Genomic DNA, 13,977 nt, shown 5'->3' with positions numbered 1-13,977 from the left:
CGCCCGACCCCTACACGGCCGACCGGGCCGCGGCTTCACGCACCAGCGCCAGGGCCTCGTCCCACTCCGCGCGCAGCGCGTCCCGCCGGGCGGCGTCGTCCCGGGCGGCCGCGACGGCGGCCCGCCAGGCCTCGGCGAAGTCCGCGCCCGCGACCGCGAGCTGGTCGCCGACCGCGAAGACGCCCGCGTCCGGCATGAGCCGCGGCTCGCCGGGCGCGCCCTCCAGCCGGTGCGCCCGCACCGCCAACTCCCTGGCGAGCTCCAGGCCACCGGCCGCCGTGCCCTGCCGGAGCCGGCTCTGCGGGGCGGAGCGCAGCCGGTCGCAGAGCCGGCCCACGGCCTCGGTCAGTTCCGTCGTATCGTGCACGCCGCGACCCTATGCGCCGCGGCGGCACTGTTGCCAACGGGCGAACACTCGGGCACGGTGACGTGAAGGAGCACTCGCGCACAGCGTCCGGAGGCGCCGATGTCCCACGTCTTCTCCGCAGAGACCCACCGAAACCTGCTCTCCCGCATCCCCCACTGCACCGGCCGTGAAGTGGCCGACTGGCTGCGCACCGTCGAGGAAGGCCCCTCCCTCGTCCGTTTCGAGGAGAAGGTGAGCTGGCTCCGGAGCGAACACGACCTCGCCTACGGCCACGCCAAGGCGATCATCCACGAGTACGACCTGAGGCGCGCGGCGCGCAAGCTGGTCTGACGCGCCCCGACACCCCCGCCGCCCGACGAGCCCCGCGCCCCGCGCCCCCAGTGCCGCACGGCCTGACGGGTCGCAGGCGGGAGGGGCCGGACGGGCCGGCGGAGCAGGGAAGACGGGAGGGCCCTCCCGGACCGAGTCCGGGAGGGCCCTCCCTCGTGGTGCGCGTCCGCGCGACCGACGACCGCCGGTCAGTCGTCGCCGGAGAAGATGGAGATCAGGCGCAGGAACTCCAGGTAGATCCACACCAGGGTCATGGTGAGGCCGAAGGCCGCCAGCCACGACTCCTCGCGCGGGGCGCCGTAGGCGACGCCGTCCTCGACCTGCTTGAAGTCCAGGGCCAGGAAGCACGCGCCGAGCACGATGCCGATGATGCCGAAGACGATGCCGAGGCCGCCGCTGCGGAAGCCGAGGCCGTCACCGCCGCCGAAGACGGCGAACAGCATGTTCACCGCCATCAGCAGGACGAAGCCGATCGCGGCCGCCATCACGAAGCCGTAGAAGCGTCGGTTGACGCGGATCCAGCGCTTCTTGTAGGCGATCAGCACGCCGGCGAAGACCGACATCGTGCCGAGCACCGCCTGCGGGACGGCGCCCGCCGCGACGTACGTGGTGACGGCGCTGGAGATGACGCCCAGGAACACGCCCTCGAAGGCCGCGTACCCCAGGATCAGCGCCGGCGACGCCTTGCTCTTGAACGCCTGCACCATCGCGAGGACGAAGGCCACCAGGGCCGCGCCGATGCCGATGCCGTACGACTTGTTCAGGTTCGCCGGGTCGACCGGCAGCAGGAACCAGGCGAGAGCGGCGGTGACGAAGACCGTGCCGAGCGTGATGGCGGTGCGCGACACCACGTCGTCGATGGTCATGACACCGGACCGGGCCGGGGCCTGCGGCGGCATGCCCGCCTGGACGCCGGGCTGGGCGTAGGGGTCGGTCGCGTACGGGTTCGTCGCGTACGGGTTCGTTCCGGCGGCGGGGCCCCCGGCCTGCTGCTGCGCGTTGAAGCCCGCGTAGCCGTTGTCGCGGCTGAACCCCCGTCGCGAGAAGACCGGGTTGCTGCTCCTCATCTCACTCCTCCATGGCCGCCGTGCGCGGCCTTGACACAAGAGTAATGGGAGAGCAAAGCAAACACCCTAGTGCTCGGGGAGGATCTTTCGACCTGCGGATATCGATCACGCAACGCTCCGTGTCGGAGCCGACCCGCCCGAGCGGTGAGTGCCCGGAGCCGGACTCGAACCGGCACGGCCCGAAGGCCAGCGAGGTTTAAGCTCGCCGTGTCTGCGTTCCACCATCCGGGCAAGTGCGCGGCTCCGCGTCAGCACAGGAGCCTATCCGGGGCGCGTCGCCCGACCAGCCGACGAGTGGCCCGATGTTGTCTTATTTTATTGAGGTCTGAGGGAGCGTCAGTGCTCCCGGGCGGCGCATCGCCAGTACCGGCGGGGGGTTCGCGCTCGCATATGCCCCGCCCACGGAATGACGGAAAGTCGCCGTACGTCCACGCGGTGTCCCCACCCGCGGCGGGCGCCGGCGGGCGTCTCGGGGGTGCCGTCATACCTCAGGAGGAGGGGCGGGCCCCGCCGTCAGACTCCAGAGGGCCCCGGGAACGGGCACGGGGAGGGACGCCCCGAGGGGGTGCCGGCGCCGATTATGGGAGGGTCCCCGACGAACACCATGCGTGACAGGAGCCCTCCACGTGATCCCCTCCCCGACGACCGCACACCGCGCCACCACCGCGGTGGCCGCCCGCGCCACGGAGCTGTCCAAGGTCTACGGACAGGGCGAGACCCGCGTGGTCGCCCTCGACCGGGTCACCGTGGCGTTCCCGCAGGGCGAGTTCACGGCGATCATGGGACCCTCCGGCTCCGGCAAGTCGACGCTGATGCACTGCGTGGCGGGCCTCGACAGCTTCACCAGCGGCTCGGCGCGCATCGGCGAGACCGAGCTGGGCACGTTGAAGGACAAGCAGCTCACGCAGTTGCGCCGGGACAAGATCGGCTTCATCTTCCAGGCGTTCAACCTGCTGCCGACGCTCACCGCGCTGGAGAACATCACCCTCCCGATGGACATCGCGGGCCGCAAGCCGGACAAGCAGTGGATGGACCGCGTCATCGACATGGTCGGCCTGTCCGGGCGGCTGGGACACCGGCCCGCGCAGCTCTCCGGCGGCCAGCAGCAGCGCGTGGCCGTGGCGCGCGCCCTGGCCTCCCGCCCCGAGATCATCTTCGGTGACGAGCCCACCGGCAACCTCGACTCCCGCTCGGGCGCCGAGGTCCTGGGCTTCCTGCGCAACTCGGTGCGCGAGCTCGGCCAGACCGTCGTGATGGTCACGCACGACCCGGTGGCCGCCTCCTACGCCGACCGGGTGATCTTCCTGGCGGACGGGCGCATCGTCGACGAGATGCTCGCGCCGACAGCGGACGGGGTGCTGGACCGCATGAAGGAGTTCGACACCAAGGGCCGGACCAGCTGACCGGGGCGCCGTAACGGCTTCCGCACCGCCCCGTACCGCCCAGCCCGCCACCGGCCCTCCACCCCAGGACACCCACCTCATGTTCCGTACCGCCTTGCGCAACGTCCTCGCGCACAAGGCCCGGCTGCTGATGACCGTGCTCGCCGTCATGCTCGGCGTCGCGTTCGTCTCCGGCACCCTGGTCTTCACCGACACCCTGAACCGCGCCTTCACCAACCAGTCCGCCAAGAGCTACGACGACGTCGCCGTCGCCGTCACCTCCTACGGGGGCGGCGACGACCCGAAGCAGGAGCCCGGCGTCTCCCGGGCCACCCTGGAGAAGATCGAGCGGCTGGACGGGGTCGCCACCGCCACCGGGCGCGTCGACGGCTTCGCCGGCGTCCCCGACCCGAACGGCAAGCTCATCGGCGCCGAGTGGTCGAACAAGGGCGCCAACTTCGCCCCCGGCAAGGACGGCCGCGACCCGGCGTACGACTTCGTCGACGGCGCCGGCCCCCGCACCGACGGCGAGATAGCCCTGGACCGCGACACCGCCGAGGAGGGCCGGTACCGGGTCGGCGACACGGTCCGCGTCGCCACCAACGGCCCGGTCAAGGAGTACCGCCTCGCCGGCGTCTTCACCACCGACGACGGCGCCGTCAGCGCCGGCGGCAGCCTCGTGCTCTTCGACACCGAGGTCGCCCAGCGGCTCTTCCTCGAGCCGGGCTACTTCAAGGACGTCACCGTCACCGCCGCGCCCGGCGGCCAGGACACCCTGATCCGCGACGCGATCGTGCCGCTGCTGCCGGAGAACGCCGTGGCGCAGACCGGCAAGGCCCTCGCCGACCAGCAGGCCAAGGAGATCGAGGAGGGCCTGAGCGCCTTCAACCAGATCCTGCTGGGCTTCGCGGGCATCGCGCTCTTCGTCGGCGTCTTCCTCATCGCCAACACCTTCACCATGCTCGTCGCGCAGCGCACCAAGGAGGTCGCGCTGATGCGGGCCGTCGGGGCGTCCCGCAAGCAGGTCACCCGCTCGGTGCTGACCGAGGCCGCCATCGTCGGCCTGATCGCCTCCACCGCCGGCTACGTCCTCGGCGTCGGCCTCGCCGTGGGCCTGCGCTCCGGGATGGCCGCCTTCGACCTGAAGGTGCCGGACGGCCCGCTCGTCCTCGGCCCGACCCCGGTCCTCTCCGCGCTCGGCGTCGGCCTGTTCGTGACGATGCTCGCCGCGTGGCTGCCCGGCCGCCGCGCCGCCAAGATCCCGCCCGTCGCCGCCATGAACAGCATGCACGCGGCCCCCAGCCAGAAGTCCCTGGTGGTGCGGAACACCATCGGCGGCGTGCTGGCCGCGGTCGGCGCCGGTGTCATCGTCTACGGCGCCGCCTCCGGCGGCGACACGGGCCGGATGCTGATCGCCGCGGGCGCCTTCCTCACCCTCATCGGCGTGATCATGCTGATCCCGCTGCTGTCGCGGCCGCTCATCGCCGCCGTGCGGCCGCTGATGGTCCGCCTCTTCGGGGTCTCCGGCAAGCTCGCCGGACAGAACGCCGTCCGCAACCCGCGCCGCACCGGCGCCACCGCCTCGGCGCTGGCCATCGGCCTGACCCTGGTCACCGGCCTGTCGGTGCTGGGCGTCACCGTCGGCCGGTCCATCGACAAGATGACCACCGACCAGATCACCGCCGACTACATGGTCCGGATGGCCGGCGGCGGCGACCTCGACGAGTCCGCGCTGACCGCGCTGCAGAAGGCCCCCGGCGTGACCGCCGTCTCGCCGCAGCAGGCGGCGTACCTGGAGCTGGACGGCAAGTTCGCCTCCGCGTCGGCCGTCACCCCCGGCGACATCGAGAAGGTCCTGCACGTCGAGCAGGTCGGCGGATCGCTCGCCTCGCTCGCCCAGGGCCGGATCGCGGTCGCCGAGAAGACGGCGAAGAACCGCGGCTGGAAGGTCGGCGACACCCTGCCCGTCACGTTCAGCGACGACAAGAAGGGCCGGCTGACCGTCGGGGCGATCTACGCGGACAGCGAGTTCCTCTCCCCCGTCCTCATCGACGCGAAGGTCGTGCGGCCGCACGACACCAAGCCGTACATCCCGGCCATCTTCCTGACGATGGAGGGCGGCCAGAGCGCCGCGAACGAGAAGGCGCTCATCGACGCCCTCGGGGACAACCCGGCGATCACCGTGATGGACAAGCAGGACATCCGCGACGAGTTCGGCGGCGTCATCAACATGATGCTGAACATCATGTACGGCCTGCTGGCGATGGCGCTGATCATCGCGGTCCTCGGCGTCGTCAACACGCTCGCCATGTCCGTCTTCGAACGCCAGCAGGAGATCGGCATGCTCCGGGCGATCGGCCTCGACCGCCGCCGCGTGAAGCGGATGGTCCGGCTGGAGGCCGTGGTCATCTCCCTCTTCGGCGCGGTCGTCGGCATCGGCCTCGGGTCGTTCCTCGGCTGGGCGATCGGCGAGACCATCAAGAGCAGCCTGCCGGACTACGCGCTGGTCCTGCCCTGGGACCGGATCGCGGTCTTCCTGCTGCTCGCCGGCGTGGTCGGCGTCCTGGCCGCCATGTGGCCGGCGCGCAGCGCCGCCAAGCTCAACATGCTCAACGCCATCAAGTCCGAGTAGCCGGCCCTCCCGGCCCCACCGGGCCGACCGGCGCACCGGCACGCCGCGGGGGCCGGACCTCCACCCGGAGGTCCGGCCCCTTCGCCGTCCGTCGGCGGCCCGGCCTACGGCGCGCCCCACACGCGGCCGCGCAGGGGCAGGCCGCTGGCCCCGTCCTCCGGGGTGCGGACGGCGAGGACCTGGTTGACGCCGATCCGGTTGCGCTCGAAGGCGAGCGCGGACGCGGCCATGTAGAGGCGCCAGACGCGGACCCGGCCGGGCGAGGTCAGGCGTACCGCCTCCTCCCGGTGCTCCTCCAGGTTCGCCACCCACCGGCGCAGGGTGAGGGCGTAGTGCTCCCGCAGCGCCTCCACGTCGCGCACCTCGAAGCCGGCCTCCTCCAGGGCGGCGGTGGTCCGCCCGAGGGGGGCCAGCTCCCCGTCGGGGAAGACGTACGCGTCGATGAACGGGTCGAGGCGGTAGCGCTGCCCCGGCGGGTCGGGGCGCCGGGCGATCTGGTGGTTGAGGAGCCGGCCGCCGGGCCGGAGCAGGGCGTGCAGGGCGGCGGCGTAGGCGCGGTAGCGGACGTCGCCGACGTGCTCGGCCATGCCGACGGAGGAGATCGCGTCGTACGGGCCGTCGCGGACGTCCCGGTAGTCCTGCACGCGGATCTCCACCCGGTCGGCGAGACCCTCCTCGGCGACGCGCTTGCGGGCGTGGGCGGCCTGCTCGGCGCTGAGGGTGACGCCGACGACGGTGGCGCCGTGGTGGCGGGCGGCGTGCAGGGCCAGGGAGCCCCAGCCGCAGCCCACGTCGAGGAGCCGGTCGCCCTCGGCGAGGGCCAGCTTGCGGCAGACCAGCTCCAGCTTGTCGTACTGGGCCTCCTCCAGCGTGCCGCCCGGGGTCCAGTAGGCGCACGAGTAGACCATGGACGGGCCGAGGACCAGGGCGTAGAAGTCGTTGCCGACGTCGTAGTGGTGGCTGACGGCCTGCCGGTCGCGCCGCCGGGTGTGGAGGGGCCCGCTGCGGCGCCGCACCTCCTCCGGGGGAGGCGGGGGCGGCGTCCAGGGCCCGGTGAGGTCGAGCAGCTCCCGTACGGCGGCGCGGGCCTGCGGGTCGCGGGCGGTACGCAGGGCGGCCGCGGCCCCGGCGAGCGGGCCGCCGGGGCGGTCGTCCCGATCGGGGCGGCGCTCCCACAGCGGCCCGGCGAGCCGGCCGAGCACCTCGTAGAGGTCTCCCTCCACGTCGAGCTCACCGGCGACCCAGGCGCGGGCGAGGCCCAGCTCGCCCGGCGCCCACAGCAGCCGCCGCAGCGCCCTGCGGTGGCGGACGACGAGGACGGACCCGCCGGGCAGGGGCGGGCCGGCCTCGCTGCCGTCCCAGGCGCGGATCCGCACGGGCAGCGGGACGCCGAGCAGCTCCCGGGCCAGCGCGGCCAGCCGCGCAGCGGTGTCGGACATGGGGCACACCTCCGTGACGTGGGGCCGGACATGCTCGGCACCACGTAAGCACCGGAGGCGGCGGAAGAGGAGTCCGGATACCACCCCGTGTCGTGGGCGGTCAGCGCACCGGCGGCGCGGGGCGCGCGCCGTGCGCCCCGGCGCGGGGCGCACGCACCACGCCGCCGGACCGGGTGCCCCCGTCCTCGCCGTCGCGCCGCGCCCGGGGCGGCGGGCCGTTCCCGGACGCGGCGAGGGGCCGCCCGCACCACGGATGGCGGGCGGCCCCTCGACGGGACTGCGGTGGGACTGCGGTCGAACCGCGGCCGGACGGGTCCGGCCGGGTCAGGAGGCCTTGGCCTTCTCCTGCTTGGCCGCGGCGGGCGCCGGGGCGGGCTTGGCGGCCTCGTAGAACTCCTCGCGCGGCGTCTCGATGGCGCCGAGCGAGACGACCTCGCGCTTGAGGAACATCGCGAGCGTCCAGTCCGCGAAGACGCGGATCTTCCGGTTCCAGGTCGGCATGGCCAGACCGTGGTAGCCGCGGTGCATGTACCAGGCGAGCCGGCCCTTGAGCTTGATCTTCATCTTGCCCATGACGATCATCGCGACGCCCTTGTGCAGGCCGAGACCCGCGACGGCACCCTTGTTGGCGTGCTCGTACTCCTTCTGCGGGAAGCCGCGCATGCCGGACACGACGTTGTCGCCGAGGACCTTCGCCTGGCGCAGCGCGTGCTGGGCGTTCGGCGGGCACCAGGCGTTCTCGTTGCCGGCCTTGCGGCCCACGAGGTCCGGGACCTGGGCGTTGTCGCCGGCGGCCCAGATGTAGTCGGTGCCGGTGACCTGGAGGGTCGGCTGGCAGTCGACGTGGCCGCGGGGGCCGAGCGGCAGGCCGAAGCGGGCCAGCGCCGGGTTCGGCTTCACGCCGGCGGTCCACACGATGGTGTTGGAGTCGACCTCCAGGCCGTTCTTCAGCACCACGTGGCCGTCGACGCAGGAGTCCATGGACGTCGAGAGGTAGACCTCGACGCCGCGGCCCTCCAGGTGCTCCTTGCCGTACGCGCCGAGCTTCGGGCCGACCTCGGGGAGGATCTTGTCGGCGGCGTCGACCAGGATGAAGCGCATGTCCTCGCGGGACACGTTCTTGTAGTACTTGGCCGCGTCCCGGGCCATGTCCTCGACCTCGCCGATGGTCTCCGCGCCCGCGAAGCCACCGCCGACGAAGACGAAGGTCAGCGCCTTGCGGCGGACGTCCTCGTCGTTCGTCGAGTCGGCCTTGTCGAGCTGCTCCAGCACGTGGTTGCGCAGCCCGATCGCCTCCTCGATGCCCTTCATGCCGATGCCCTGCTCGGCGAGGCCGGGGATCGGGAAGGTGCGGGAGACCGCGCCGAGCGCGATGACCAGGTAGTCGAAGGGCAGCTCGTACGCCTCGCCGACGAGCGGCGCGATCGTGGCGACCTTGCGGTCCTGGTCGATGGTGGTGACCCGACCGGTGAGGACCTCGGCCTTGGGCAGCACGCGTCGCAGCGGGACGACGACGTGCCGCGGCGAGATGCTGCCGGCGGCGGCTTCGGGGAGGAAGGGCTGGTACGTCATGTACGAGCGCGGGTCGACGACCGTGACGGTCGCCTCGCCGTAGCGCATCTTCTTCTGGATGCGTCGAGCTGCGTACAGGCCTACGTACCCTCCGCCTACTACGAGGATCCTGGGACGCTCCGTGGTGCTCATGCCATCGAGTATCCACCCCTCGGACGGGGGGTGCTCGTGCGCCCCTTCACAAGGTTTCCGGACACCTCTGCTACACTGCGCGGCCCACGTGACCGAGGTCATGGTGCCGACCGGGAACCCGGGTGCGGCGAGGGACGTTGATCACCCCTTCCTCACCCCCTGTGAACTGGACCGGAGAGCCTTCCATAACGGCGGACGGCCACCTTGGTTCACATGGCCGAAACTCGCCTGGGGCTACGAAAGATGGGCAGCGGAAGAGCCCTGACGAGCGTCTGTAAGGGCCACACCCCCCTCAGACCACCCCATCAGGGCTCTTTTCCTTGTGAAGAACTTCACGAAGTTTCTCCGGCCGTCCGCCGAACGGGTGGCGCGGGGGCCCGCGCCGCACCGGCGACCAGGCGATTCGCCCGGGTGCGTCGCGGGCGCGACCGCGCGACTCCCGGTCGCGCACGCGAGGGCGGACACCGGCCTCATGACGGAGAACACCGTGACCGTACGGGAAGCACGAGCACACCTCGCCGACCACATCGACCGGGCCGAGGAGGGCGTCCCCACCGTCATCACGCGCAACGGCGCCCCGGTGGCGGCCGTGGCCCCGATCTCGGACTTCGAAGCGCTGGAGGAAGCGGCCGACGTGCTCCTGGCGCGCGAGGCCGAAGCCGTGTCGGCCGAGGGCAGTTCCGCCGTGACCATGGCGGAAATGCTCGCGGACCTGTTCGCCTACGCCAGGGACCAGGCGATCCCGTCGAGCATCGCTCACGAACGCGACTCCCGACCGAGGTCGCGTGTACACGTGCACGCGTACACTGCCCTCATGAGTGAGAACACCGTGACCGTTCGGGAAGCCCGCGCACACCTCGCCGACCACATCAACCGGGCCGAGGAAGGCGTCCCGACCGTCATCACGCGCAACGGCGCCCCGGTGGCGGCCGTGGTCCCGATCTCGGACTTCGAAGCATTGGAGGAAGCGGCCGACGTGCTCCTGGCGCGCGAGGCCGAAGCGGTGCTGGCCGAGGGAGGCAGCACCGTGACCATGGCGGAACTGCTGGCGGACCTGTTCACCGAGCGGGACGGCGAGGCGGCGTGAAGTACGCCTTCCGTTTCACCACGGCGGCGCAACGGCAACTGCGGTCCATCAGCCGACCCGACGCCATGCGCATCCTGACCGCGCTGACCTCACTCGGTGACGACCCCTACCGCCAGGACGCCGACGTCAAGAAGCTCACCGGCCCGTCCGGGCTCTACCGGCTCCGGGTCGGAAGCTACCGGATCGCTTATCAGATCAACGACGGCGAACTCGTGGTCCTGGTCGTCAAGGTGGGCGACCGGCGGGACGTCTACCGCAGCCTGTGACGCCCCGCCCGACACCGAGGCCGCCGGGCACCGCCCCTCAACGCACCTCGCTCGCCGTGAAGTGAGCGATGCCGTCGAGGATGTCGTGCTCGCTCACCACGACCTCGGCCGCGCCGACGTACTCCATGACCTCGCGCAGCACCAGCGCGCCGGCGGTGATGACGTCCACCCGGCCGGGGTGCATGACGGGGATCGCGGCGCGCTCGTCGTGGGTCGAGGCCAGCAGCCGGTCGGTCACCTCGGCGACCTGCTCGTAGGAGACGCGCGAGCGGTGGATCGCCGCCGAGTCGTACTCCTCCAGGCCCAGCGCGACGGCGGCGACGGTGGTGACCGAGCCGGCCAGGCCCACCAGGGTGCGCGGCTCGCGGAGCGGGACGGTGGCGGCGGCCAGGTCCAGGGCGGCGCGCACGTCGGCGCGGATCGCCGCCACCTCGGCCGGCGACGGCGGGTCGCTGCGCACATGACGCTCGGTCAGGCGGACGCAGCCCACGTCGACGGAGCGGGCGGCCCGGACGTGGGAGCGGCCGACGACGAACTCCGTGGAGCCGCCGCCGATGTCCACGACCAGGTACTCGTCGTCGCCGTCCAGTTCGCGGGTGGCGCCGCTGAAGGAGAACTCGGCCTCCTGGTCGCCGCTGACCACCTCCGGTTCCACCCCCAGGAGGTCCAGGACGCCCCGGACGAACTCCTCGCGGTTCTCCGCGTCGCGGGAGGCCGAGGTCGCCACGAAGCGGACCTTCTCGGCGCCCAGTTCGCGGATGACCTCGGCGTACGCGCGGCACGCGGCGAAGGTCCGCTCCAGCGCCTCGGGGGCGAGCCTGCCGGTGCGGTCCACGTCCTGGCCGAGCCGGACGACGGTCATCCGCCGGTCCAGGTCGACGAGGGTGCCGGTGTCGGGGTCGACGTCGGCGACGAGCAGGCGGATGGAGTTGGTGCCGCAGTCGACGGCGGCGACCCGGGTCACCGGCCGCCCTCCGCGCCGTCGCCCGGGGCGTCCGAAGCACCCGGGGCGTCCGCGGTGCCGGCGCTGCCCGGGGCGTCGCGGTCGGCGCCGACGCACGGGCCCTTCGCCCACCACTCGGGGAGCATCGCGAGCGCCTCGTCGCCGAGCGGGTTGACGCCGGGTCCGGCGACCAGCGAGTGCCCGACCAGGACGTGCAGGCACTTCACGCGGTCCGGCATGCCGCCGGCGCTGGGGAAGCCGGCCAGCACCTCGATGGCGTCGCGGCGCGCGAGGTAGTCCTCGTGCGCGGCGCGGTAGGCGGCGGCCAGCTCCGGGTCGCGCGCCAGCCGCTCGGTCATCTCCTTCATGACGCCGTTCGCCTCCAGCGTGCCGATCGCGGAGTTCGCGCGGGGGCACGTGAGGTAGTACGTCGTCGGGAACGGCGTGCCGTCCGGGAGCCGGGGCGCGGTCTCGACCACGTCGGGGTTGCCGCACGGGCAGCGGTGCGCGATGGCCCGCAGGCCGCGCGGCGGGCGGCCGAGCTGGTCCTGGAAGGCCGCGACGTCGGCCTCGGTCGGCTCGGTGCGTTCGGTCTGCGGAGGGGGCGTTTCCATGCCTGCCTTGATCCTGCTCGGTCCCGTGGGGCTACGGGGCTATCGGTTCTCCTGGTCGGCGCGGTCCACGCCGTCCCAGACGTTGGAGTACCAGGGCCGGCCGGTGCCGCCCTGGTCGGTGCGGTGCTCGGGCGCCGCCTCGGGGTCGTTCATGGTGAAGGCCGTCTCGCCGGGCATCACGTAGTGCAGGTGCCGGCGGGCGAGCTGCCGGACGTAGGCGTCGTCCTGGAGGCGGGCCTTCTCGTCGCGCAGCCGCTCGACCCGGGCCGCGGCCCGCTCCGCGAGGCGCTCCTGCTCGGCGATCTCGCCGCGCTGCGACACGTACTGGCGCATCGGGTAGGCGAGGGCCACGACCATGGAGCAGACCACGAGGGCGAGGAACGCGGCCCGGCCGGTCAGCCGGGAGCGGCGGGCCTGGCGGCGGCTCTGGGAGCGGTAGACGCGGGCGGCGGTCTGCTCGCCGAGCAGTCGCAGCCTCGTCGCGGTCGAGAACCGGTCCCGTTCCTGGCCCATCGGCTCGCCCCTCCTCACGTACGACGTCCCCGGACACGGTACGGGACCGTGGCCGGGGACGGACGCAACCGCGGCGCCGGGCGGGCGTCAGCCCTTGAAGCGCGGGAAGGCGCTGCGGCCGGCGTACACCGCGGCGTCGTCGAGGATCTCCTCGATGCGCAGCAGCTGGTTGTACTTGGCGACGCGCTCGGAGCGGGCCGGGGCGCCGGTCTTGATCTGGCCGCAGTTGGTGGCGACGGCCAGGTCGGCGATGGTGACGTCCTCGGTCTCGCCGGAGCGGTGGGACATCATGCACTTGAAGCCGCTGCGCTGGGCCAGCTCGACGGCGTCGAGGGTCTCGGTGAGGGAGCCGATCTGGTTCACCTTGACGAGCAGGGCGTTGGCCGCGCCCTCGTCGATGCCGCGGGCGAGGCGCTCGGGGTTGGTGACGAACAGGTCGTCACCGACGAGCTGGACCTTGGTGCCGAGCTTCTCGGTGATGGTCTTCCAGCCGTCCCAGTCGTCCTCGAACAGCGGGTCCTCGATGGAGACGAGCGGGTACGCCTCGACGAGCTCGGCGTAGTACTCGGTCATCTCGGCGGCCGTGCGGGACTTGCCCTCGAACGCGTAGGCGCCGTCCTTGTGGAACTCGGACGCGGCGACGTCCAGGGCGAGGGCGATGTCGCGGCCCGGGGTGTAGCCGGCCTGCTTGATCGCCTCCAGGATGAGGTCGAGCGCGGCGCGGTTGGACTCCAGGTTCGGGGCGAAGCCGCCCTCGTCGCCGAGGCCGGTGGACAGGCCCTTGTCCTTCAGCACCTTCTTGAGGGTGTGGTAGACCTCGGTGCCCCAGCGCAGGGCCTCGGAGAAGGACTCCGCGCCGATGGGCGCGATCATGAACTCCTGGATGTCCACGTTGGAGTCGGCGTGCGAGCCGCCGTTCAGGATGTTCATCATCGGCACCGGGAGCAGGTGCGCGTTCGGGCCGCCCAGGTAGCGGAAGAGCGGGAGGTCGGACGCCTCGGAGGCGGCGTGCGCCACGGCGAGGGAGACGCCGAGGATGGCGTTGGCGCCGAGGGAGGACTTGTCCGGGGTGGCGTCCAGGTCGAACATCGCCTGGTCGATGAGCCGCTGCTCGGTGGCGTCGTAGCCGACGAGCTCCGGTCCGATCTGCTCGATGACGGCGAGCACCGCCTTCTCGACACCCTTGCCGAGGTAGCGGTCCTTGTCACCGTCGCGGAGCTCGAGGGCCTCGAACGCACCGGTGGAGGCACCGGAGGGGACGGCAGCACGGCCGGTGCTGCCGTCGTCGAGGCCGACCTCGACCTCGACCGTGGGGTTGCCTCGGGAGTCCAGGATTTCCCGGGCTACGACGACGTCGATGGACGGCACGAGCATCTCCTTCTGGGATGTGACGCGTGGAGTGCAGGGGCTTCACCCTTGCGGCAAGAGCCTAACCGGCTCCGGGTCCGGTGCCCGCGACCGCCCGCCTCCTGGGACGAAAAAGGGCACAACCCCCCATGAGTCGGGACGAACTGGCACCCCTTCTACTGATGAGTAATCACGCTGAGCACGCCGCCACTCATCCGTCCTGGCCCGGTTCGCCCCGTTTCGTACGGGGCCCTGGCGGCGGAGGGCCCCGGTCCGGCACGCCCCC

The 13,977-nt window shown here is 72.3% G+C and carries 13 protein-coding genes, 1 tRNA gene and 1 pseudogene; 6 read left to right on the top strand and 9 right to left on the bottom strand.

Annotation, left to right across the window (positions count from 1 at the left end; genetic code table 11):
• Positions 1-10: 10 nt before the first annotated feature.
• Positions 11-367, bottom strand: coding sequence for a hypothetical protein (locus tag LPA54_RS17520; protein ID WP_228978721.1), 357 nt, complete (start codon positions 365-367; stop codon positions 11-13).
• Positions 368-466: 99 nt separating this feature from the next.
• Between LPA54_RS17520 and LPA54_RS17515 the strand changes: the two genes are divergently transcribed.
• A complete protein-coding gene (locus LPA54_RS17515) occupies positions 467-697 on the top strand; it encodes a DUF4287 domain-containing protein (RefSeq protein WP_058945016.1) in 231 nt (76 codons plus the stop codon).
• Positions 698-885: 188 nt separating this feature from the next.
• On the opposite strand, the gene LPA54_RS17510 is transcribed toward LPA54_RS17515, so the two are convergent.
• Both LPA54_RS17510 and LPA54_RS17505 read right to left on the bottom strand, forming a co-directional pair.
• Complete coding sequence (locus LPA54_RS17510; RefSeq protein WP_228978718.1) at positions 886-1,764, bottom strand: Bax inhibitor-1/YccA family protein; 879 nt, start codon at positions 1,762-1,764, stop codon at positions 886-888.
• 149 nt (positions 1,765-1,913) lie between these two features.
• Positions 1,914-1,995, bottom strand: a tRNA-Leu gene (locus tag LPA54_RS17505).
• A 395-nt stretch (positions 1,996-2,390) separates the two neighbouring features.
• Here LPA54_RS17505 and LPA54_RS17500 point away from each other — a divergent pair.
• Both LPA54_RS17500 and LPA54_RS17495 read left to right on the top strand, forming a co-directional pair.
• Positions 2,391-3,167: an ABC transporter ATP-binding protein gene (locus tag LPA54_RS17500; protein ID WP_228978716.1), complete on the top strand. Its 777-nt coding sequence runs from the start codon at positions 2,391-2,393 to the stop codon at positions 3,165-3,167.
• Between the two features lie 79 nt (positions 3,168-3,246).
• A complete protein-coding gene (locus LPA54_RS17495) occupies positions 3,247-5,778 on the top strand; it encodes an ABC transporter permease (RefSeq protein WP_228978713.1) in 2,532 nt (843 codons plus the stop codon).
• A 104-nt stretch (positions 5,779-5,882) separates the two neighbouring features.
• Here LPA54_RS17495 and LPA54_RS17490 read toward each other — a convergent pair whose 3' ends face one another.
• Both LPA54_RS17490 and LPA54_RS17485 read right to left on the bottom strand, forming a co-directional pair.
• Entirely contained in the window at positions 5,883-7,217 is a 1,335-nt protein-coding gene (locus LPA54_RS17490; protein ID WP_228978711.1) for a cyclopropane-fatty-acyl-phospholipid synthase family protein, read from the bottom strand.
• 324 nt (positions 7,218-7,541) lie between these two features.
• On the bottom strand, positions 7,542-8,921 hold the full coding sequence (locus tag LPA54_RS17485; protein ID WP_228978709.1) for an NAD(P)/FAD-dependent oxidoreductase: 1,380 nt from the start codon (positions 8,919-8,921) through the stop codon (positions 7,542-7,544).
• A 472-nt stretch (positions 8,922-9,393) separates the two neighbouring features.
• Here LPA54_RS17485 and LPA54_RS17480 point away from each other — a divergent pair.
• From LPA54_RS17480 to LPA54_RS17470, 3 genes and pseudogenes are all read left to right on the top strand, one after another.
• Positions 9,394-9,639: pseudogene (locus LPA54_RS17480) on the top strand (type II toxin-antitoxin system Phd/YefM family antitoxin); the annotation flags it as partial.
• Between the two features lie 96 nt (positions 9,640-9,735).
• On the top strand, positions 9,736-10,008 hold the full coding sequence (locus tag LPA54_RS17475) for a type II toxin-antitoxin system Phd/YefM family antitoxin (protein WP_228978866.1): 273 nt from the start codon (positions 9,736-9,738) through the stop codon (positions 10,006-10,008).
• The gene (locus tag LPA54_RS17470) at positions 10,005-10,274 is read left to right on the top strand and encodes a type II toxin-antitoxin system RelE/ParE family toxin (RefSeq protein ID WP_228978708.1); all 270 of its coding nucleotides are present in this window, start codon (positions 10,005-10,007) and stop codon (positions 10,272-10,274) included. The genes LPA54_RS17475 and LPA54_RS17470 overlap by 4 nt, the downstream gene beginning before the upstream one ends.
• A 37-nt stretch (positions 10,275-10,311) precedes the next feature.
• On the opposite strand, the gene LPA54_RS17465 is transcribed toward LPA54_RS17470, so the two are convergent.
• The 4 genes from LPA54_RS17465 to eno all read right to left on the bottom strand — a co-directional run bounded on the left by LPA54_RS17465 (position 10,312) and on the right by eno (position 13,712).
• Positions 10,312-11,238 carry a Ppx/GppA phosphatase family protein gene (locus tag LPA54_RS17465; protein ID WP_228978704.1) on the bottom strand — a complete coding sequence of 309 codons (927 nt, stop codon included), beginning with the start codon at positions 11,236-11,238 and terminating at the stop codon, positions 10,312-10,314.
• Positions 11,235-11,831: a DUF501 domain-containing protein gene (locus tag LPA54_RS17460; RefSeq protein WP_228978703.1), complete on the bottom strand. Its 597-nt coding sequence runs from the start codon at positions 11,829-11,831 to the stop codon at positions 11,235-11,237. Before LPA54_RS17460 ends, LPA54_RS17465 begins: the two co-directional genes overlap by 4 nt.
• A gap of 39 nt (positions 11,832-11,870) precedes the next feature.
• The gene (locus LPA54_RS17455; RefSeq protein WP_228978701.1) at positions 11,871-12,344 is read right to left on the bottom strand and encodes a septum formation initiator family protein; all 474 of its coding nucleotides are present in this window, start codon (positions 12,342-12,344) and stop codon (positions 11,871-11,873) included.
• A gap of 87 nt (positions 12,345-12,431) precedes the next feature.
• Positions 12,432-13,712: a phosphopyruvate hydratase gene (gene eno / locus LPA54_RS17450; protein ID WP_228978700.1), complete on the bottom strand. Its 1,281-nt coding sequence runs from the start codon at positions 13,710-13,712 to the stop codon at positions 12,432-12,434.
• Positions 13,713-13,977: the final 265 nt, after the last annotated feature.

It is taken from the genome of Streptomyces sp. DH12, from assembly GCF_020873895.1.
Classification (GTDB): domain Bacteria; phylum Actinomycetota; class Actinomycetes; order Streptomycetales; family Streptomycetaceae; genus Streptomyces.
Note: the sequence above shows the minus strand (reverse complement) of the source record. Positions and strands in the feature narration are given on the sequence as shown.